The organism is Avrilella dinanensis (assembly GCF_002807015.1).
Taxonomy (GTDB): Bacteria; Bacteroidota; Bacteroidia; order Flavobacteriales; family Flavobacteriaceae; genus Flavobacterium; species Flavobacterium dinanensis.
In genome coordinates this window covers 1,948,622-1,968,596 of record NZ_NIPO01000001.1, presented here as the reverse complement: position 1 = coordinate 1,968,596, position 19,975 = coordinate 1,948,622, and the positions used below count along the sequence as shown (strand labels likewise).

The window sequence follows — 19,975 nt, the reverse complement described above, 5'->3', positions numbered from 1 at the left end:
TCAAAAAAACATCGTTTACCAGCGAATAATCGCACTTCCCCACGTGAAACCACTACCGAATGCAGCCAACACAACCAAATCATTTTCTTTGATTTTTCCTTGTTCCCAAGCCTCGGTAAGTGCAATCGGGATAGATGCAGCAGTTGTATTCCCGTATTTCATAATGTTGTTATATACCTGATTATCATTCAACTGAAATTTTTGCTGAATGAACTGAGATATTCTCAAATTTGCCTGATGCGGAATCAGCATATCAATATCAGAAACCTGTAATTGATTAGCTTTCAGCCCTTCCTGAATCACTTCAGAAAATCGAACCACAGCATTTTTGAATACAAACTGCCCGTTCATATACGGGAAGTAACTCTCATCGTTCGGGTCATTATCCACAATAATATCCGTAACCCAACGCTTGCCCATGCCCGGTGCAATCAGGGATAATTCCTCAGCATATTCGCCTTCCGAATGCAAATGTGTGGATAAAATTCCTTTGGTTGTATCGCTTGTTGCAGTAAGCACAACCGCCCCTGCTCCATCGCCGAAAATTACCGAAACACCTCGTCCCCGGGTTGTCATATCCAGCCCTTTGGAATGAATTTCTGAACCGATAACCAAAATGTTCTTATACATACCTGTTCGGATAAACTGGTCTGCAACCGACAGTGCATAGACAAAACCCGAACATTGATTTCGGATATCAATCGCACCAACGGTTCTCAACCCCAATTCTTTCTGCACCATCACACCCGGTCCCGGAAAATAGTAATCCGGACTCAAAGTAGCGAAAAGTAACAAGTCGATATCTTCCGGTTTTAATCCGGCTCTTTCAATGGCTATGCGAGCGGCTTTCGCACCCATACCAGCCGTAGTATCTTCAGGCAATGCCACGTGACGACGTTCTTCAATGCCGGTTCGTTCGCGAATCCATTCATCATTGGTATCCATTAGTTTTGACAAATCTTCGTTTGTCACTACGTTTTCAGGCACATAATACCCCAGCCCTGCTATTTTTGAGTGGTACATTTATGGGAATTTTTATGCAAATTTAGGGATTTTTTCAGAGAAATACCCAAAAATAAAAAACAACCCGAAGGCTGTTTTTTCTATTTTCATATACAACGAAAAGTTATTTCTTACAATTTACTGATTTCATTTTCTAATATATCCACAATATAATTGTATTTAGATTTATAAAATGTGGGATATCCAGCAAAAACGATTTTCCCTTCAGGATTAAGAACAATCATGCCCGGTGTTACCTGAATATTTAATTCTTCAAACTTATCTTTTTCGATATATAGTTTTTTGAGATGGTATTGATCCTCTATTTTTTTTAAACGCCTATCGTTTTCCTTGAGCTCTACATTAACTAAATAAAAATCTATCCTTTCGTCATTTTTATATTGCTCAGCAAAATTTTGCACTTTCGTCATACTTTCAGGGCAATTAGCACAAACCACTGACCAAAATTCCAGCACCGTTAACTTTCCTTTGAATGATTCAAACCCAAACTGATTACCTTCTTTGTCCCGAAACCCTGCTTGATTAAAAGCAGAATGCTCAATTTTTTTTGCCCGGTTTTCTACAGTAGTATAATGTGCAACCCCCGCAGAAATCAAACAAAAAATAATATAAAAGGTAACTAATTTTAGTTTAGAAAATTGATAACTATCCTTGATGTACAAAATTATTGCCAGAACCAAATATGTCCAAAAGAAAGGTTTTCCCAAATAAGCTTCGTCATACACTAAGGCATAAATATATCCAGAACCATAAATTAACAATATAGGCAGAAAAATGATGATAAAACTCATTTTTTTGGAAAACGGACTTCGGGATAACAAATACCATGCTGCAAAAAAGAAAAGAACACAGGTAATCAACAGTTTATAAATAACCGGTAAAAAACCACCTGAACCTATCAATATGATCAACAAAATTATGTTCAACAACACAAATTGAAATTTGGATAGTTTTTTCATTCTATATTTGCTTTAATTAATAGTTCATGAAACCTTTGTTTGCTATTTGTTTCTATAACAATTGCTTTTTCTGTACTTCCTGAACTTCCGCTCAATTTCGGAATGAATTCAATTTCTAATTTAGTAGTCTGATTTGGTTTAACAACACTATCTTTTATTGACACTAAACTACACCCACAGCTTGATGCTGCATTTTTTATAACCAAATCCTCATCCATCGGATTGGTTATTTCTACGTCAAAGTGAACTGTATCGCTAAGCGATACAGTTCCTATATTAACTTCCTTTTCTGAAAAAACATCTATTGCTTTTTCTGATTGATTACAACTGACAAATAGCAGCCCAAAAAAACAAATTTTAATAATGGTCATTATCATTCGTTTTTACTTATAAATAAGGATCATCATACCCATTGCAAGACCACAAAAACAAAAAGCCACAACCAGTGCTTGTTTCAGTATCTTCATCGCATGGGTCATCACAACCCGGATTAACCATAGAACCTTGATTACACATACAGTCATCATCTTTTCCATTAAAAATTCCTATATGCTCGATAGCAATAGTGTTATCATTCCATTTTGATTTATCAGAAGCGATAGAAGACCAACTTCCATACACTGTCATATTTCCCAACGAACTAAAATAATAATATCCTTGATAAGGCTCAAAAATAGACAATCTATCACTATTATACTTACCCTTAAATTCAATGTTTTCTCTTGAATTATCAACAAAAACAGAAGCAGTCATATCTTGTTTTAATTCATTAAGAAAACTAACTTGTTCATTGTTCAGCTTCTCATTTCTGAGAATGTAATCAACTCTGTCTGCCCAAATATACCGTTTTTCTTCAGAAGTAAGCAGCTGATATGCCGCTTTTGTAATTTGATTATTTGTAGAACTTCTTACATATTGGACTTTTGTTTCATCAATACTCTGTGGGTCTTCTTCGCTTGAGCAAGAAATAAAAAAATTGGTTAATAACAACCCACACATAACATAAAATACTTTGTTCATGATCTAAATGTTTTAATTAATAAATATTTCATCAAAGCAATTTTTACTTTGCATAATACACCTTTTACCTTGATATTTGTTGGAATCTTATGCGCACTTAGATTCTGAAAATAAAGACAATAGGTTTTTGACTATTACAAACCTATTGCGAAAGAGTGATATTTATAATAAACTAATTAGGCAAATATTGCTAAAAAACATATGCAATTTTTATGTATATTTGCTAAAAACATTCAAAAACATGGGAGCAGGAGCTAATTTGAGAAAATTGAGAAACAAAACTAAATATTCTCAACAAGGCATCTCTGATTTATTAGACATAGACAGAAATACTTATGCGAATTGGGAAAAAGAAACACATGATGTAAAATCAGAGTATATTCCTGAACTGGCAAAAATTTTTGATGTTGAAATTAAAGACTTATTTGAAAATGACAGTAAAACCATTGAGATTAACATAAGTAAACAAGTACAAACAAATAATGACGGATCTAACAACCATAGTGTTGTATTGGTTCTTCCCAATAAAGAAATGGTAGAAAAATTAGTAGAAGTTTTGAAAGATAAATTCTAATCTAATTTGATTTTGAAAATATTTTCTTACAAACACACTCACGTTTCTTATACCGACCAAGGCAAAGGCAGTGCTTTGTTTTTTCTTCACGGATTTCTGGAAAGCAATTCCATGTGGAAAAACATCGCTAAAGAATTAGCCAAAAAATTCCGGGTAGTGTGCATTGATTTATTGGGTCACGGGCAATCTGGCTGCTTGGGATATGTTCATACGATGGAAGACCAGGCAGATATGATTCACGCATTGATGAGCCACCTGCGATTGCGGAAAATAAGTTTGATTGGGCATTCTATGGGTGGTTATATAACTTTGGCATTTGCGGAATTGTATCCCGACCACGTCAAAAACCTGGTGTTGATTAATTCTTCCGCAAGACCGGATTCTGCTGAGCGGAAACTCAATCGGGACAGGGCCATAAAAGCCGTCAAACAGAATAGTGATTTGTTCATTCAGCTTTCTGTCAGCAATCTTTTTATGCCGGAAAGCCTGAAAAAACATCAAAAAAAAGTTGATAGGCTGATTGACGAAGCCAAACAAATACCCGTGCAGGGCGTCATTGCTGCTTTGGAAGGCATGAAAATACGACCGGACAGAGAAGTGTTGTTACATTTTGGTCCTTATCCGAAATTAATCATTGCCGGCGAACACGATACGATTATCCCGATAAACGAGGTAAGAGACCAGACCGAAACCACCGATGCCGAACTCATTATTTTGAACTGTGGACACATGGCAACTATCGAGGCCGAAAAAGAAACGCTCCGGCAGCTGTCTGATTTTTTGAAATAATCATTTTCATAAAGACCTAAAATAAAGCTACTTATAAATTAAAAACACACTAATTTTAAAAATTATTTCATTTACATTTGTGTTATAACCGAAAATAACTAAATTTGCACCGTTCAATTTCTGAACAAGTAGTTTTTATGGGTTAAATAGGTCGCGTAGCTCAGCTGGATAGAGCATCTGCCTTCTAAGCAGACGGTCACAGGTTCGAATCCTGTCGCGATCACAGCACAAAGCTCCTGATTTCAGGGGCTTTTGTTGTTTTTAAGTGTTACTGACATTTACTTCATTTCAACATTTTTATCAATACATTATATTTCGTAAATTGCGACCGTATAATAAATGACAAAAATGAGCATACAACCTTATCAACCAAAAAATAAAATAAAAATCATTACCGCTGCTGCTTTGTTTGACGGACACGATGCAGCCATCAACATTATGCGTCGTATTATTCAATCGACCGGGTGTGAAGTGGTGCATTTGGGACACGACAAATCGGTAGAAGATGTTGTAAACACAGCGATTCAGGAAGATGCTAATGCCATTGCAATGACCTCTTATCAGGGCGGACACAATGAATATTTCAAATATATGTACGACTTGCTTCAAGAAAAAGGAGCTGGGCATATCCGCATTGTCGGAGGTGGAGGTGGTGTAATTTTGCCGTCAGAAATCAAGGAATTGATGGATTACGGAATTACCCGTATTTATTCGCCAGACGATGGTCGTGAGTTGGGATTACAGGGAATGATTAACGATATGGTGGAAAAAGCCGATTTTCCTACACCTGATTTGAATTTGCCGGAAGGAAAAGATATTTATCAATCCTTAAAAGATAAAGATGTTACCACAATTTCCCGATTGATTTCATTGGCAGAAAACCGTGAAGAAGATTTTCTGAAGTTGTTTGATTTCAATAAAGTAGAGGATAAATCTGTACCAGTTTTGGGAATTACCGGAACGGGTGGAGCAGGAAAATCATCAATGGTAGATGAATTGGTTCGTCGTTTTCTGATTGATTTCCCGGAAAAGAATATCGCATTGATTTCAGTTGACCCTTCTAAAAAGAAAACAGGAGGAGCATTGCTTGGCGACCGTATTCGTATGAACTCTATCAACAATCCTCGTGTGTATATGCGTTCATTGGCAACACGTCAGTCCAATCTGGCATTGTCAAAATATGTGGAAGAAGCGATTCAGGTATTGAAAGCGGCGAAATACGATTTGATTATTTTGGAAACATCAGGTATTGGTCAGTCTGATACAGAAATATTGGATCATTCTGACGCTTCATTGTATATTATGACACCTGAATTTGGTGCGGCTACACAGTTGGAGAAAATTGATATGCTGGATTTTGCCGACATCGTAGCGATTAATAAATTCGACAAGCGTGGGGCTTTAGATGCTTTGCGTGATGTGAAAAAACAATACCAACGCAACCACAATCTTTGGGACGTTAATCCAAACGAAATGCCTGTTTTTGGTACGATTGCTTCTCAGTTCAACGACCCGGGAACCAATCAGTTGTACAAAGCTATTATTGACAAGGTAGTTGAAAAAACAGGAGCTGATTTAGCATCGACTTTTGAGATTACCAAAGAAATGTCTGAAAAAATCTTTGTGATTCCGCCAAACAGAACCCGTTATTTGTCTGAAATTGCAGAAAATAACAGAGGTTACGATGCAAAGACAAAAACACAGAAAGAAGTTGCCCAAAAACTGTACGGAATTTATAAAACCATAGAAACTATTTCGGGGAAAATCCCTGTATTGACAAAGCACGGCATTGAAATCAACGGTACAGAAAATACAGAATTAGCCAAAATTCTATTGGCTGAATTTGACAAACTGAAACGTGATTTAGACCCGTATAACTGGGAAGTAATTACAACCTGGGACGAAAAAGTCAATAAATATAAAAATCCGGTTTATTCATTTAAAGTTCGAGATAAGGAAATCAAAATTAAAACACATACGGAGTCGCTTTCGCATTTGCAGATTCCAAAAGTTGCTTTGCCGAAATATGAAGCGTGGGGCGATATCTTGCGTTGGGTACTGCAGGAAAACGTACCGGGCGAGTTTCCGTTCACATCAGGTTTGTACCCGTTCAAACGTGAAGGCGAAGACCCGACGCGTATGTTTGCCGGAGAAGGAGGACCAGAACGTACCAATCGCCGTTTTCATTATGTTTCAAAGGGAATGCCAGCAAAACGTTTATCAACTGCTTTTGATTCGGTAACTTTATACGGAAATGATCCAGGTCATCGCCCTGATATTTACGGGAAAATTGGAAATGCCGGAGTTTCGATTTGTTGTTTAGACGATGCAAAAAAGTTATATTCAGGATTTGATTTGTCGCACCCGATGACTTCGGTTTCGATGACGATTAATGGTCCTGCTCCGATGTTGTTAGGTTTCTTTATGAACGCGGCAATTGACCAAAATTGTGAAAAATACATCAAAGAAAATAATTTAGAAACGGAAATAGAATCGAAAATCAAAGCGATTTACGAAGACAAAGGTTTGGAAAGACCTCGATATAACGGCGAATTGCCGGAAGGAAACGATGGTTTAGGATTGATGCTTTTGGGTGTAACCGGTGACCAAGTTTTGCCTGCTGACGTTTATGCCGAAATCAAAAAGAATACGCTGGCACAGGTTCGCGGAACGGTTCAGGCAGATATTCTGAAAGAAGACCAAGCTCAAAACACTTGTATTTTCTCAACTGAATTTGCGTTGCGTTTGATGGGCGATGTCCAGGAATATTTCATTAATAACAACGTACGTAATTTTTATTCGGTTTCAATTTCGGGCTACCACATTGCCGAAGCTGGTGCAAATCCAATCACGCAGTTGGCATTTACCTTGGCAAATGGTTTCACATATGTGGAGTACTATTTGTCGAGAGGAATGGATATTAATGCGTTTGGACCGAATTTGTCGTTCTTCTTTTCAAACGGTATCGACCCGGAATATGCGGTAATTGGTCGTGTGGCACGTCGTATCTGGGCAAAAGCCTTGAAAAACAAATACGGAGCCAATGAACGTGCACAAATGTTGAAATATCACATTCAAACATCGGGTCGTTCATTGCACGCACAAGAAATTGATTTCAACGATATTCGTACAACCTTACAAGCCTTGTATGCGATTTACGACAACTGTAACTCGTTGCATACCAATGCGTATGACGAAGCGATTACCACACCAACGGAAGAATCAGTTCGTAGAGCGATGGCGATTCAGTTGATTATCAATAAGGAATTAGGTTTAGCAAAAAACGAAAATCCAATACAAGGTTCATTCATTATCGAAGAATTAACCGATTTGGTAGAAGAAGCTGTTTTAACCGAATTTGACCGAATTACAGAACGTGGAGGTGTTTTGGGAGCAATGGAAACGATGTATCAGCGTTCAAAAATTCAGGAAGAATCGTTGTATTACGAAACCTTGAAACACAACGGCGATTTCCCGATTATTGGTGTGAATACGTTCCTGAGTTCCAAAGGTTCCCCAACAGTGATTCCGAAAGAAGTAATTCGTGCAACCGAAGAAGAAAAACAATTCCAAATCAATACAAAGGAAAATCTTCACAAGGCTAAAGCCGAAGAAGAGCAACAACAATTAACACATATTCAACAAATAGCTATCAACAACAAAAATATTTTTGAAGCCTTGATGGACGCAACAAAAGTTTGTTCTTTGGGACAAATCACAGACGCACTTTTTGAAGTCGGCGGACAGTACAGACGGAATATGTAGCTTAAGTATTGAGATTGTAACGTCCTGAAAAAATGATTCAGGATTAAGCAAATAAATCTTTTTTATTAAACAGTACAGATATTCTTATTTGTACTGTTTTTCTTTCTGGGCATAATACTAAAAAATACTTGTCTAAAAAACACTTCCAATTCAATCACTCAACCGCTTTTGCAACTGCTTAAAATACTGAAAGGCTTTGAACAACCGAGTTCCGTACCAGGAAAACATTTCGCCATCTACAAAAACGGTTTTGGCGTGGTGTGTGGCTCTGCCAATCTCAAAAGCGTGCTCTTCCTTAAACGGATACGGTTCTGATGATAAAAAGACCAGTTCCGGGTCGCCCTGAATACGCATTTTACGGATTTCAACTTCGGGATAACGTTCTTCTCTGCCGGCATAGATGTTCGTAAAGTGATTCATTTCCAGCAAATGGTTAATAAACGTATGCTCTCCGGCAGCCATATACGGATTACGCCAAATGAGATAAGCCGCTTTGCGAAACGGAACATCTTTCATATAAGTCTCAAAATCGGTTTTGGCAAAAATCAGTTTTTCCGTCCATTTCTGAGCATCGGTTTTTCGTTTGAACAATTCGCCGAAATCTTTAATCATCTGTATGGTATCGTCAAAAGTCTCGATATCCGTAACCCAAACCGGACAGATTTCCTGTAGCTGACTGACGATTTCCTCCGTGTTTTCTTCTTTGTTAGCAATGATAACATCAGGTTGTAAACCGGTAATTTTGTCGAACTTTACCTGCTTTGTTCCTCCAACAACAGTTTTCGTTGATTTAAAATGATATGGGTGTACGCAAAATCTCGTAATCCCGACGATTTGTTCTTCCAATCCCATTTCATACAAAGTTTCGGTAATCGAAGGCACCAGCGAAATAATCCGTTTAGGTGTTTCGGCAAACGAATGAACCGTTCCTAATTGGTCTGTCAGAATCATAATTTTTCGTAGATTATCTGCATTTCCCGCTGTAATTTCAGTGCTTCGAACCTTGCTTTTTCTGCAAAATCTTCTTTATCGGACGCATACAATATTCCTCTTGATGAGTTTATCAGCAAACCTACTTTTTTGTTTAAGCCATATTTACATACGTCTATCAAACTTCCGCCCTGTGCTCCCACGCCCGGCACCAACAAAAAACTATCGGGTACTATTTTCCGGATTTCTCTAAAATATTCGGCTCGTGTTGCCCCAACTACATACATGAGTTGATTAGAATTTTTCCAAGTTTTAGACTTTCTCAATACTTCTTTATACAATTCGTCATGGTCAGTTTTCAACAACTGAAATTCGGAGCTGCTATCATTGGAAGTCAATGCCAGCAGAATCGTAAATTTATCCTTGTATTGCAAAAAAGGCTCTACCGAATCTCTGCCCATATACGGTGCAACAGTCACTGAATCAAATTGTAAATCCTCAAAAAATGCTTTAGCATACATCGAGGAAGTGTTACCGATATCGCCTCGTTTGGCATCGGCTATCGTAAAAATTTCTGGGTATTTTTCGTTAATATAACGAATCGTTTTTTCCAGTGATTGCCAGCCTTTCAGGCCATAAGCTTCGTAAAAAGCGGTATTGGGTTTGTAGGAAACACAGACATCGTGCGTGGCGTCAATAATCGCTTTGTTGAACTCAAAAATCGGGTCTTCGGTTGCCAACAAATGTTGCGGAATTTTATCTAAATCAACGTCTAATCCGATACATAAAAAGGACTTTTTGCGTTTAATTTGTTCGTATAGTTGTTGTGTGGTCATGTTTTAGTTTTTATTATTTACTTGTCATTCCGAGGAACGGAGAATCTCTTATTTTCAATAGAGATAATCTCATGATAAAATACACTATTTTCTACAAAAAAACCTCTAAAAAAGAGGCTTTACAAATATATTAAAATACTTCCGATTCTTTTAATTTTTCGGTATTGGCTACTAACTGCAATTCATCGATAACTTTCTGAATATTTCCGTTCATCACACCGTCCAAATCATAAATCGTTAAACCGATACGGTGGTCGGTTACACGACCCTGCGGATAATTGTAGGTACGGATTTTTGCCGAACGGTCGCCGGAAGAAACCTGTGAATTACGTTTTTTAGCGTCTTCTTCCTGTTTCTTCGCCAGTTCCATCTCATACAAACGCGAACGAAGAACCGATAAGGCTTTGTCCTTGTTTTTGTGCTGTGATTTTTCGTCCTGACACTGAGCCACCAATCCCGTTGGAATATGTGTCATACGCACCGCCGATTTTGTTGTGTTTACCGACTGACCGCCAGGCCCTGACGAACAAAACAAGTCAATACGGATATCGTTCATATCAATCTGTACGTCAAATTCTTCTGCTTCGGGCAATACCATAACCGTCGCCGCCGAAGTGTGTACGCGACCTTGCGTTTCAGTTTGCGGCACACGCTGTACGCGGTGCACACCTGCTTCAAACTTCAATGTGCCGTAAACATCTTCGCCGGTTACTTCAAAAATAACTTCTTTGAAACCGCCTGAAGTTCCTTCGTTCATATCTACAACAGAAGTTCTCCAACCTTTTGATTCACAGTATTTAGTGTACATACGAAACAAATCCCCTGCAAAAATAGAAGCTTCATCGCCACCTGTTCCCGCACGAATTTCAACCATAACGTTTTTCGCGTCTTCAGGGTCTTTCGGAATCAACATAAATTTGATTTCTTCTTCCAGCTGTGGCAAACGTTCCTGTGCTTCTTCCAACTGCATTTTTGCCATTTCCACCATTTCGTCATCACTTCCGTCAGTGATGATTTCTTTGGCTTCTTCTATATTTCCGGCGAGATTGACATACTCCTCACGCTTCTCAACCAAAGCTTTGAGGTCTTTATATTCTTTATTCAATTGTACGTAACGCTTTTGGTCGGCAATAACATCGGGCTGGATAATCAAATCCGAAACCTCATCAAATCGCTGTTTTACGTACTGTAGTCTGTCTAACATCATAATCCTATAATTTCAAGCCTACAAAATTACGAAAAAGATTTTTTTATTAAGAGCCTGTTTAAAATTTATCTAATAATTTGTTTCTGCTTCTTTTTGGCTATAACTACGTTAAATTTTAAAACGATAGCCCTGCTATCCTTTGAAAATTTGCCTTGTTCTACCTCAAAAATAACCTACAAACATTTTTACAATACAAATTCAAACAGGCTCTAAACCCTTTTAGTATTATGTTTAGACAAATAAAAAATCTGCAAGGTACACATCAACGTGATAACTCTTGCAGATTGTTATGAACATTCAGCACCGAATCGGTACTTGAAACTTCTACTATTTCAGAATATTTCTTGAAATAACCATTTTCTGGATTTCGGTTGTTCCTTCCCCGATAGTACACAGTTTGGAATCTCTGTAGAATTTCTCTACCGGATAATCTTTCGTGTAACCATAACCTCCATGGATTTGTATTGCTTCCGTAGAAACTTTCACACATACTTCCGATGCATACATTTTTGCCATTGCTCCGATTTTTGTTACCGGCAAATGATTGTCTTTCAGGTAAGCAGCTTTATGCAATAACAATTCCGATGCTTCGATTTCGGTTGCCATATCTGCCAGTTTGAAACCAATCGCCTGGAACTGCGAAATCGGTTTACCAAACTGCACACGCTCTTTGGAATATTTCAACGCTGCTTCATAAGCCCCTTTGGCAATTCCGAGTGACAACGCTCCGATAGAGATACGCCCTCCGTCCAGAATTTTCATTGCCTGAATAAATCCTTGACCTACTTCGCCCAAACGGTTAGCGTCCGGCACGCGGCAGTTGTCAAAAATTAACTCGGCAGTTTCTGACGCACGCATTCCTAATTTATTTTCTTTTTTTCCGCTTGAAAATCCGGGTGTTCCTTTTTCAACCACAAACGCAGTCATTCCGTGAGAATCGCCTTTTTCTCCTGTGCGGACAATCACAACGGCTACCTGCCCTGAAATAGCATGTGTGATGAAGTTCTTCGCTCCGTTCAACACCCACTCGTTGCCATCTTTTACTGCGGTTGTTGCCATTCCTCCAGCATCAGAACCCGTATTGTGTTCGGTCAGTCCCCATGCTCCAATCCACTCGCCTGTGGCTAATTTTGGAATCCATCTTTTCTTTTGCTCATCATTACCAAAAGTCAAAATATGATTGGTACACAGCGAGTTATGTGCTGCAACAGACAATCCGATTGACGAATCTACTTTCGAGATTTCTTCCACTACCGTGATATATTCGTGATAACCCAATCCGGAACCACCCAATTCTTCAGGAACCAATACGCCCATAAAGCCCATTTCGCCTAACTTATGGAAAAGCTCTACCGGAAAAATCTGTGATTCGTCCCATTCCATGATGTTCGGACGGATATGTTGTTCTGCAAAATCTCTGATAGACTGTGCTATCATCTTCTGTGTTTCGTTGTATGAAAAATCCATATTTGTAAATTATCTTTATTTAGAAGTCCCCAAATATAAACTAATTATCTCAAATTTGTCAAGCGGAAAGCCGGGAATCTGTCGTAAATCTTTTTCTTCTATTGGCTTATCCTGCTTACTGCGGTACACAACGATACTTCTGGCGATTTTATAATTAACATAAGGAATTTGTTGTAAATCATTGATGTTTGCCCGATTCAGGTCTATTCTTTGAATTGTCGGTCTTTTAGTTATATGAAAATTTTTCTCTAACAAATCATATACATTTGAGGGTAGATTTTCGATAAACCGAAATTGTTTTATACTGACAAATTCGCCAAATTTATCCCGTTCAGCAATAATTTTTCGGGCAGAATAATCTCCGATTCCGCTGATGGTTATCAAATCTTCATATGAAGCCGTATTGATGTCTTTCCGAATAATTTTCGTTTCCGTTTTCTGTTTATCCGGACGGGCAAAATCCGGAAATTTAAAATATTGTTGATATCTGCCTAACCATTCGTCTGATACTTGGGTAATTTGTTGAAATTCTTTAGCCGAATTCACATATTTTCCTTGTTCTCTGAAACGATGCAAGCGGTCGATTTGCTCTTCCGACATGCCCAGAACATAGCCACGGTAATCGGTAATAAAATTCGGATTGAACGAAGTCAGGACAAATTCCCTCGATTTTGCCAAGCTATCTAATTCTTTCTCTATCCGCAACATCTCCGCCCGGTCAATGTTTTTCATTGTAGGTTTTGGATTCCGCAAAAAATACAACCCGATTTGCAAAGCAGCAATCACAACAATTAAAGAAAATATCGCCATTCGTTGCGATTTCGTATAATATGGGAAAATCCGCTTACCGCTCATGATTCAGGATTTGGTTTCCGATTGCACAATGCAGACAGCGTTTCGGGTCGCAGTAATTTTGTTTAAGATGAATCAGCGTTTGTGAATCTAAAGCACTTTCGACCGGAACGGCTAATTTCTCAAAAAGTTCAACGATATGATTTTTTTCGGGCATCAAATGCCTATAAGCCTCGATGATATCTTCAAAATCGGTTTCACCGGTGTAACTTCTATGCACAAACCGAAAAGGAAAAACGGTATTAATCAACAATAAATCAATAAAATTCGGCGTCAGTTTTTTGGTACTTTTTTGGCTTTCTTTGCCTAAAACAAAATGAGTTTTCCAATAATCTGAAGGCGAAATTTGCAAATTTTTGACCCAACGCTCAGCACGAATCGGCTCGACCACCAACTCATGAAACAAATGTTCATTCTGATGTAGCAACTGTGCCAGCTGAGCCAAACGAATGGTCGGAAAATTAGGCGGACGCAACCGGAAAAATTGTGGCTTTCCTGATAAATTATCCTCCAATTGGTGTTTGACTTTCAAATATTCATAAGTTTTTCGCAACTTTTCGGTGTATTCGTCCGATGAATTATCCAGCAAATTCGCCATTCCGAAAAACAATGCTTCGAGGTGTTGCACTTCGTGCCGTTCTTTTTGAATAACCGAAAAAGGAATTCGTTCCGCCAATTCTGCGAAATATTTTCCGTTGGCTTTCAAACCAAAATTCCTGACCACAAATTGATAAAAAACTTCTTCCCAATGATGGTTGGTCGCCAGCAGTTTCTCTTTCATCGGTTCGGATTTATATGCCAATCGCTCGACCAGCAACCGCTCTTTCCAGGATAACCAAACAATCGGTTTGATGTCAGAAATAAACGACTCGCAGTTCAAATATTTTTTGGTCTGAAATAGATTTCGGTAATTCTCAAACGCTTTTTTATTAACATATTCCGACAAAACCAAAGTAGGCAAAAGCGTTTCGTCTTTGCGGAAAATCGGCACATCATCTTCCCAGACAACATGCAGAATCACATTGTCATAAGCCGCATCTTTTTCGTGATTATGCCCATACCAACTTGAGCTTTTTATGTGCATTTCGACATTGCCAGCCCATAATTGCCCGTCAATCCGGATTCTGGCATTAAAGAAATCCGGTCCGTCGGTTTGTAAGTAATCGCCAAAGTGAATAATCTCCACCGGCTTGTTATCTGTGGTAAGCATCTGGCACATCGCCATAGCCTTATTCCTCCACACATAATGCAGAAAATCCTCTTTCATAGCTAAAGATTTCGTATAAAATTATAAATTTTTATGAATTAACCAAAAAAAACCTTCCAAAAAAAATCTGGAAGGTTTGTAATAAATAGGGCAATTATCTTATTATTTCTCGCTTTTCTTCACGTCCATTACCGGCAATAATCCGTCTGACGGAATGTAGATAATTTGCGGCAAACTGCCTTTATCTGCCAGTTTCTCCAACGTGCGGATAAACAGATACTGGTTGTAGGTTTCGTTCAACGTTCCGTTTTCCACCTGCATGGCTTCTGCCATTCCTTTTGCTCTTTCGATTTCTGCCTGAGCATTAAGTTTTTCAGCTTCCAAACGGGCTTTTGCTTCTTCGACCAAGATTTTACGGTTTTGCTCGGCTTTTGCCATTTCTGCCTTACCTGCCATTTCCTGTTGCCATACATTATATTTCGGTAATCCGAACATTAATCCGGCAATAATAAGAATACCAAAGATTAAAACGCCTATTACGGCTGATACATTGATTGTTTTCATCTGTTTATATTTATTGTTTTTTTATGGTCAGATGGAATGCCTTAATTATCATTTTCGGTTGGTTTGCTAATCCTGTGATAGGCATTTCATCGTTTTTTTATTTATTATTAGACAATAGTTAATCCAAATATCCCATTTCTTTCATCCAGTCGTCATTAAAGATTTTGGCTACATACCGCGAGCCTGAATCATGGAACAAAACTACGACTACATCATCAGGTTTGAAATGTTCCTTAAACTGTAAAACACCTTTAATCGCCGAACCTGCCGACATACCAACAAACAACCCTTCTTCTTTTGCCAAACGACGTGTGTAAACCGCGGCGTCTTTGTCGGTTACTTTTGTAAAGCCGTCGATGATAGAGAAATCTACATTTTCGGGCAGAATGTCCTCGCCGATTCCCTCAGTTACATATGGATAAATTTCATTTTCGTCAAAAACACCGGTTTCGTGATATTTTTTAAACACCGAGCCATAAGTATCGACTCCCCATATTTTCACATTCGGATTTTGTTCTTTCAAGTATTTCCCGATTCCGGATATGGTTCCGCCAGTTCCTACACCCACTACAAAATGCGTTATGCGACCTTTGGTTTGCTCCCAGATTTCGGGACCAGTTTGCTCATAGTTTGCCTGTGTGTTGGACGGATTGTCGTATTGATTCACATACCACGAATTAGGCGTTTCTTCCGCCAATCGCTTAGAAACCGAATAATACGAACGTGGGTCTTCTGGTTCAACATTGGTAGGACAAACCACCACTTCTGCTCCGACAGCCCGCAGAATATCCATTTTTTCTTTGGATTGTTTGTCTGAGATTACGCAAATCAGTTTATAACCTTTCACAATGGCTGCTAAAGCTAAACCCATTCCGGTGTTGCCTGATGTACCTTCGATGATAGTTCCTCCCGGCTGTAAACGCCCGTCTTTTTCGGCATCTTCAACCATTTTTAAAGCCATGCGGTCTTTACAGGAATGCCCCGGATTAAAATACTCAACTTTTGCCAATACCTGACAAGGCAGTTCTTTGGTAATATGATTGATTTGCACCAAAGGCGTGTTACCAATGGTTTCCAATATATTTTTTGCGTAGTTCATCATCTTATGCTTTAATGTGGGCAAAGGTAATAAGAATCTGCTTAAATTCCTCTTTCGGTTATTTTATGCGTGGTTTTTACTTCAGAATAAAGGATTTTTCTTAACTAAAGAAATCCCATATTATCCCGATGCGGATTGTCATATCACGGTACGGATAACCCGGTGCAGCGTAATGCTTGTTCTTTTTCATCAGTTTCTGGTTGAAGTTTTCAACTTTAAGAAACACCCTCGCTGTACGGATTTTGGCATTAAAGAAAAAATCCAGCACCGGGTAATTCCCAATTTTGCTGTGAGTTTGGGTATAGAAATCTCCGATAACCGGCAGATAACCGTCTGCATAATATTCAGTAAAATACTGGAAAGTAAAACCTGTTTGCAGAAACAATGCTTTGTCAAACCAATAGTCGGAATAATAAAGCGTGTTTCTTATTGTAAACTTAGGCAGGTTCAACACGCTTTCTTCTTGTGTAACCACCTGATACAATACGGTATTATCTAAAGCGAATTTCCCGAATGTAAATTCCTTCTGTAATCTGATTCCCAGATAATTTATCGCTTTGCTGTATTGTTTTGGAGCGAGAACAACCTGACGGATTCTGTTTTGGTCATCAACCGGAGGATTATCCAGGCTAAAATACACTTTGTCGTGCAACAGCTGATAATCGGCACCGATATTCAACCAAGGTGTTTGAATATTCGCCTGCAAACGATTAATCTTTTCGTTGTTGAATTCGTTGTACCAATTGTATTCCACATAGTTACTCTGGAAAAGCTGTTGGGTAAAACGAGGTTGCTTACTGATGAATTCATACTTTGCCAAAACCTGTATTTTTTCCCAAGGCTGATAGGCAAATAATCCGCTCAACTCGCTCAACGTGTTGCCTACTATGGATTGACGAGCAGAAAAATCGGCATCTACTTTACTGGTTCTCAACTGATAATTACCGACTACGCTAATCATATCGACCTGCAACGAATTGGGTACTAAGACTTCACCGCTTTCGCCAAGCATTTGAGAATGATAGTAATAATTATAACCAAAATGTTCTATTCCGAAAGACAATTCGCCTAATTTACCATTATCGTAACTCAATGCCAATTGATTGTAAAGGTTCCGGTTACGCACTTTGTCATTGATGTTACTGGAAAAACTTTTGCCATAATAATTTTCAATCCGGTTAGATTCCGGCTGGGTTCCGTCGTTTTCTGTAAAATAATTATCGGGATTGGTATTGCCCTGCGTGAAGGAATTGGTCAGATATTCATAGCGAAAAACATGTTTCAATGCCATAGCATTATCATTTTCGGTTTGAACAAAATTAAACCGATGCTGTAAATATCCTCTGAATCCTTTATACAAGGAAGTGGCATCTCTGAAAAACACGTTTAAACGTTCACGGTTGGAATAAATATCCTCGCTACTGAGGAACAAATCCAGGTCGGTAATTCCGCCGTTTTCCTGTGTAGAAATATCCTGAACGGCAATATGCGTTTTCAGTCGGTATCTATTGTTTTTAGAGAGATAAGAACCACCTATTTTGAAATTTCCGTTACTCGTCAGTTGGTTGATATATCTTCCGTTGGAACGAAGTCCTTTGTAGCCGATAAAAACATTCAACTGTTCGTTTAAATTGGTGGTAAAAAGAGCGTCTAAAGTCTGTCCTTGCTGAATTGCCGAACGGTAATACAACTCAGACGCTGGCGTGGGAACATGATAATAATTGACATCTTCCGCCTGCTGATAGGCAAACTGTCTTGCTCCAAACCCGATAACGGGATAAGCCTGATACTGCCTGATACCGAAATCTAATGTATTGTAGGTTTGTCCGTCGTTGGCAAAAGGCAGCAATCCGAATTCATCTCTGCGAAGATAATTGACTGCGTAGTGTTTTTGAATGGTCAAAGTCGTGTCGAAAGTCGTCAGATAATCCTGATAATCTTTGATTAAATAGCTTTCTATCGGCGGGATACTGTCTTGCAGTTGCGTCCGGATTCCTTTTACGCTATCTGTGCGAATGGCATTATTCCCGAATTGTATTCCTCTTGATTCTACTTTCTGTAAATCAGTTCCGCCAACGCCTCGCAACGGTTTTCGCTGAGCAAAAACCGAAACAGACATCAACAAAAAAATAAGCAGCCATTTTTGCATAGACCATTTTTTTACAAAGGTAACTTTTTTCTGTAATGTTAGAGGTCAATAGATAATATTCAAAACGTTGAATTCAACGATATTTTGAATTCAACGTTTTATTCGTCATGCTGTAAGCATCTTTACAGAGATTCCTACGGAATGACAAGCGTCATGTTTAAATACCTTTACAAAGTTTAAAAACACATAATTATTATGACCTCAAAAAATTAAATAGACTCTTTACTATTATCTACTTACTTTAAAAGCTTTTTCCTGCGGATAGTATGCCACGTCACTCAATTCCTCCTCGATGCGAAGCAACTGGTTATATTTTGCCATACGGTCTGAACGTGACGCCGAACCGGTTTTGATTTGTCCGCAATTTAACGCCACCGCCAAATCAGCGATAGTATTGTCTTCGGTTTCGCCTGAGCGGTGTGACATCACTGAGGTGTATCCGGCACGATGAGCCATTTCTACTGCCGCAATGGTTTCTGTGAGCGTGCCAATTTGATTTACTTTAATCAGAATAGAATTTGCCGTATTTTCATTGATTCCTTTTTCCAAGCGGCGAACATTGGTTACAAACAAGTCGTCGCCTACCAACTGCACATTATTTCCGATTTTATCTGTCAATGATTTCCAACCTTCCCAATCGTCTTCCTGCATACCGTCTTCGATAGAGATAATCGGGTATTGCTCACAAAGCTGTGCCAGATATTCCGCCTGTTCTTCAGCAGTACGCACCACGCCTTTGTCACCTTCAAATTTGGTATAATCGTATTTTCCGTTTACATAAAATTCAGAAGCGGCACAATCCAAAGCAATCATAATATCTTCCCCGAAAGTATATCCGGCATTTTCCACCGCTTTTTTGATGCTGTCCAAGGCATCTTCGGTTCCGTTCAATGTCGGAGCAAAACCACCTTCATCGCCTACTGCCGTGCTCAGATTCCGGTCGTGTAGCACTTTTTTCAAATGATGAAACACTTCTGTTCCCATCTGTAAAGCTTTGGAAAAATTATCGGCTTTTACAGGCATAATCATAAATTCCTGAAACGCAATCGGTGCGTCGGAGTGTGAACCTCCATTGATGATATTCATCATCGGCACCGGTAAAGTGTTGGCAGATACTCCGCCAATGTAGCGATACAACGGCAGTCCCAGCTCGTTAGCTGCAGCTTTGGCAACCGCCAGAGAAACACCCAGAATAGCATTCGCTCCGAGGTTGGATTTATTTGGTGTACCATCAAGGTCAATCATCACCTGATCGATGGTATTTTGTTCAAAGACACTATGCCCTACAATGTTTTCTGCAATAATGGTATTTACATTATTTACCGCATTCAATACGCCTTTACCCATGAAATTTTTTCCTCCGTCTCGAAGTTCAACCGCTTCATGTTCTCCGGTAGATGCTCCGGAAGGGACTGCTGCCCTGCCCAATATGCCGTTTTCTGTAACTACATCTACTTCAACGGTCGGATTTCCGCGTGAATCCAGAATTTGTCTGGCGTGAATTTTTATAATGGTGCTCATCTAAAATTGTGTT

The 19,975-nt window shown here is 38.9% G+C and carries 16 protein-coding genes, 1 tRNA gene and 1 pseudogene; 4 read left to right on the top strand and 14 right to left on the bottom strand.

Annotated elements, in window-relative coordinates; all coding sequences use genetic code 11:
* Positions 1–15 precede the first annotated feature (15 nt).
* The 4 genes from CDL10_RS09495 to CDL10_RS09480 form a co-directional block, all read right to left on the bottom strand.
* Positions 16–1,023 (bottom strand): 3-oxoacyl-ACP synthase III family protein, encoded by a 1,008-nt coding sequence (locus CDL10_RS09495; protein ID WP_100678308.1) that lies wholly within the window; start codon positions 1,021–1,023, stop codon positions 16–18.
* A gap of 110 nt (positions 1,024–1,133) precedes the next feature.
* Entirely contained in the window at positions 1,134–1,982 is an 849-nt protein-coding gene (locus CDL10_RS09490; RefSeq protein ID WP_100678307.1) for a TlpA family protein disulfide reductase, read from the bottom strand.
* Positions 1,979–2,353, bottom strand: coding sequence for a DUF1573 domain-containing protein (locus tag CDL10_RS09485; protein ID WP_165773002.1), 375 nt, complete (start codon positions 2,351–2,353; stop codon positions 1,979–1,981). The genes CDL10_RS09490 and CDL10_RS09485 overlap by 4 nt, the downstream gene beginning before the upstream one ends.
* A 16-nt stretch (positions 2,354–2,369) precedes the next feature.
* Positions 2,370–3,002, bottom strand: a complete 633-nt coding sequence (locus CDL10_RS09480; protein WP_100678305.1) for a bacteriocin fulvocin C-related protein — start codon at positions 3,000–3,002, stop codon at positions 2,370–2,372.
* Positions 3,003–3,243: 241 nt separating this feature from the next.
* Between CDL10_RS09480 and CDL10_RS09475 the strand changes: the two genes are divergently transcribed.
* The 4 genes from CDL10_RS09475 to CDL10_RS09460 all read left to right on the top strand — a co-directional run bounded on the left by CDL10_RS09475 (position 3,244) and on the right by CDL10_RS09460 (position 8,130).
* On the top strand, positions 3,244–3,576 hold the full coding sequence (locus tag CDL10_RS09475) for a helix-turn-helix transcriptional regulator (RefSeq protein ID WP_100678304.1): 333 nt from the start codon (positions 3,244–3,246) through the stop codon (positions 3,574–3,576).
* Positions 3,577–3,588: 12 nt separating this feature from the next.
* A complete protein-coding gene (locus CDL10_RS09470) occupies positions 3,589–4,365 on the top strand; it encodes an alpha/beta fold hydrolase (RefSeq protein WP_100678713.1) in 777 nt (258 codons plus the stop codon).
* Positions 4,366–4,514: 149 nt separating this feature from the next.
* A tRNA-Arg gene (locus CDL10_RS09465) sits at positions 4,515–4,588 on the top strand.
* A 125-nt stretch (positions 4,589–4,713) separates the two neighbouring features.
* Positions 4,714–8,130: a methylmalonyl-CoA mutase family protein gene (locus CDL10_RS09460; RefSeq protein WP_100678712.1), complete on the top strand. Its 3,417-nt coding sequence runs from the start codon at positions 4,714–4,716 to the stop codon at positions 8,128–8,130.
* Between the two features lie 150 nt (positions 8,131–8,280).
* On the opposite strand, the gene CDL10_RS09455 is transcribed toward CDL10_RS09460, so the two are convergent.
* From CDL10_RS09455 to eno, 10 genes and pseudogenes are all read right to left on the bottom strand, one after another.
* Positions 8,281–9,084, bottom strand: a complete 804-nt coding sequence (locus CDL10_RS09455; RefSeq protein WP_100678303.1) for an ABC transporter substrate-binding protein — start codon at positions 9,082–9,084, stop codon at positions 8,281–8,283.
* Positions 9,078–9,896 (bottom strand): orotidine-5'-phosphate decarboxylase, encoded by an 819-nt coding sequence (gene pyrF / locus CDL10_RS09450; protein WP_100678302.1) that lies wholly within the window; start codon positions 9,894–9,896, stop codon positions 9,078–9,080. The genes CDL10_RS09455 and pyrF overlap by 7 nt, the downstream gene beginning before the upstream one ends.
* A gap of 130 nt (positions 9,897–10,026) precedes the next feature.
* Positions 10,027–11,100 (bottom strand): peptide chain release factor 1, encoded by a 1,074-nt coding sequence (prfA, locus tag CDL10_RS09445; protein ID WP_100678301.1) that lies wholly within the window; start codon positions 11,098–11,100, stop codon positions 10,027–10,029.
* Positions 11,101–11,430: 330 nt separating this feature from the next.
* Entirely contained in the window at positions 11,431–12,570 is a 1,140-nt protein-coding gene (locus tag CDL10_RS09440) for an acyl-CoA dehydrogenase (protein WP_100678300.1), read from the bottom strand.
* Between the two features lie 15 nt (positions 12,571–12,585).
* Entirely contained in the window at positions 12,586–13,425 is an 840-nt protein-coding gene (locus CDL10_RS09435) for a helix-hairpin-helix domain-containing protein (RefSeq protein WP_100678299.1), read from the bottom strand.
* Positions 13,415–14,689, bottom strand: a complete 1,275-nt coding sequence (locus CDL10_RS09430) for a DUF2851 family protein (protein ID WP_100678298.1) — start codon at positions 14,687–14,689, stop codon at positions 13,415–13,417. The genes CDL10_RS09435 and CDL10_RS09430 overlap by 11 nt, the downstream gene beginning before the upstream one ends.
* Positions 14,690–14,791: 102 nt before the next feature.
* Positions 14,792–15,193 carry a hypothetical protein gene (locus CDL10_RS09425; protein ID WP_100678297.1) on the bottom strand — a complete coding sequence of 134 codons (402 nt, stop codon included), beginning with the start codon at positions 15,191–15,193 and terminating at the stop codon, positions 14,792–14,794.
* 121 nt (positions 15,194–15,314) lie between these two features.
* A pseudogene (locus CDL10_RS09420) lies at positions 15,315–16,292 on the bottom strand (PLP-dependent cysteine synthase family protein); the annotation flags it as partial.
* Positions 16,293–16,392: 100 nt separating this feature from the next.
* On the bottom strand, positions 16,393–18,441 hold the full coding sequence (locus tag CDL10_RS09415) for a putative porin (RefSeq protein ID WP_100678296.1): 2,049 nt from the start codon (positions 18,439–18,441) through the stop codon (positions 16,393–16,395).
* Between the two features lie 228 nt (positions 18,442–18,669).
* On the bottom strand, positions 18,670–19,962 hold the full coding sequence (gene eno / locus CDL10_RS09410; protein WP_100678295.1) for a phosphopyruvate hydratase: 1,293 nt from the start codon (positions 19,960–19,962) through the stop codon (positions 18,670–18,672).
* Between the last annotated feature and the right edge of the window lie 13 nt (positions 19,963–19,975).

What these genes read in the sequence shown, in the direction of transcription:
- CDL10_RS09475 (WP_100678304.1), top strand. Translation starts at nt 3,244, where the DNA reads ATGGGAGCAGGAGCTAATTTGAGAAAATTGAGAAACAAAACTAAATAT.
- CDL10_RS09485 (WP_165773002.1), bottom strand. Translation starts at nt 2,353, where the DNA reads ATGACCATTATTAAAATTTGTTTTTTTGGGCTGCTATTTGTCAGTTGT.
- eno (WP_100678295.1), bottom strand. Translation starts at nt 19,962, where the DNA reads ATGAGCACCATTATAAAAATTCACGCCAGACAAATTCTGGATTCACGC.
- CDL10_RS09490 (WP_100678307.1), bottom strand. Translation starts at nt 1,982, where the DNA reads ATGAAAAAACTATCCAAATTTCAATTTGTGTTGTTGAACATAATTTTG.
- CDL10_RS09480 (WP_100678305.1), bottom strand. Translation starts at nt 3,002, where the DNA reads ATGAACAAAGTATTTTATGTTATGTGTGGGTTGTTATTAACCAATTTT.
- CDL10_RS09430 (WP_100678298.1), bottom strand. Translation starts at nt 14,689, where the DNA reads ATGAAAGAGGATTTTCTGCATTATGTGTGGAGGAATAAGGCTATGGCG.
- CDL10_RS09425 (WP_100678297.1), bottom strand. Translation starts at nt 15,193, where the DNA reads ATGAAAACAATCAATGTATCAGCCGTAATAGGCGTTTTAATCTTTGGT.
- CDL10_RS09495 (WP_100678308.1), bottom strand. Translation starts at nt 1,023, where the DNA reads ATGTACCACTCAAAAATAGCAGGGCTGGGGTATTATGTGCCTGAAAAC.
- CDL10_RS09440 (WP_100678300.1), bottom strand. Translation starts at nt 12,570, where the DNA reads ATGGATTTTTCATACAACGAAACACAGAAGATGATAGCACAGTCTATC.
- CDL10_RS09460 (WP_100678712.1), top strand. Translation starts at nt 4,714, where the DNA reads ATGAGCATACAACCTTATCAACCAAAAAATAAAATAAAAATCATTACC.
- prfA (WP_100678301.1), bottom strand. Translation starts at nt 11,100, where the DNA reads ATGTTAGACAGACTACAGTACGTAAAACAGCGATTTGATGAGGTTTCG.
- CDL10_RS09415 (WP_100678296.1), bottom strand. Translation starts at nt 18,441, where the DNA reads ATGCAAAAATGGCTGCTTATTTTTTTGTTGATGTCTGTTTCGGTTTTT.
- pyrF (WP_100678302.1), bottom strand. Translation starts at nt 9,896, where the DNA reads ATGACCACACAACAACTATACGAACAAATTAAACGCAAAAAGTCCTTT.
- CDL10_RS09435 (WP_100678299.1), bottom strand. Translation starts at nt 13,425, where the DNA reads ATGAGCGGTAAGCGGATTTTCCCATATTATACGAAATCGCAACGAATG.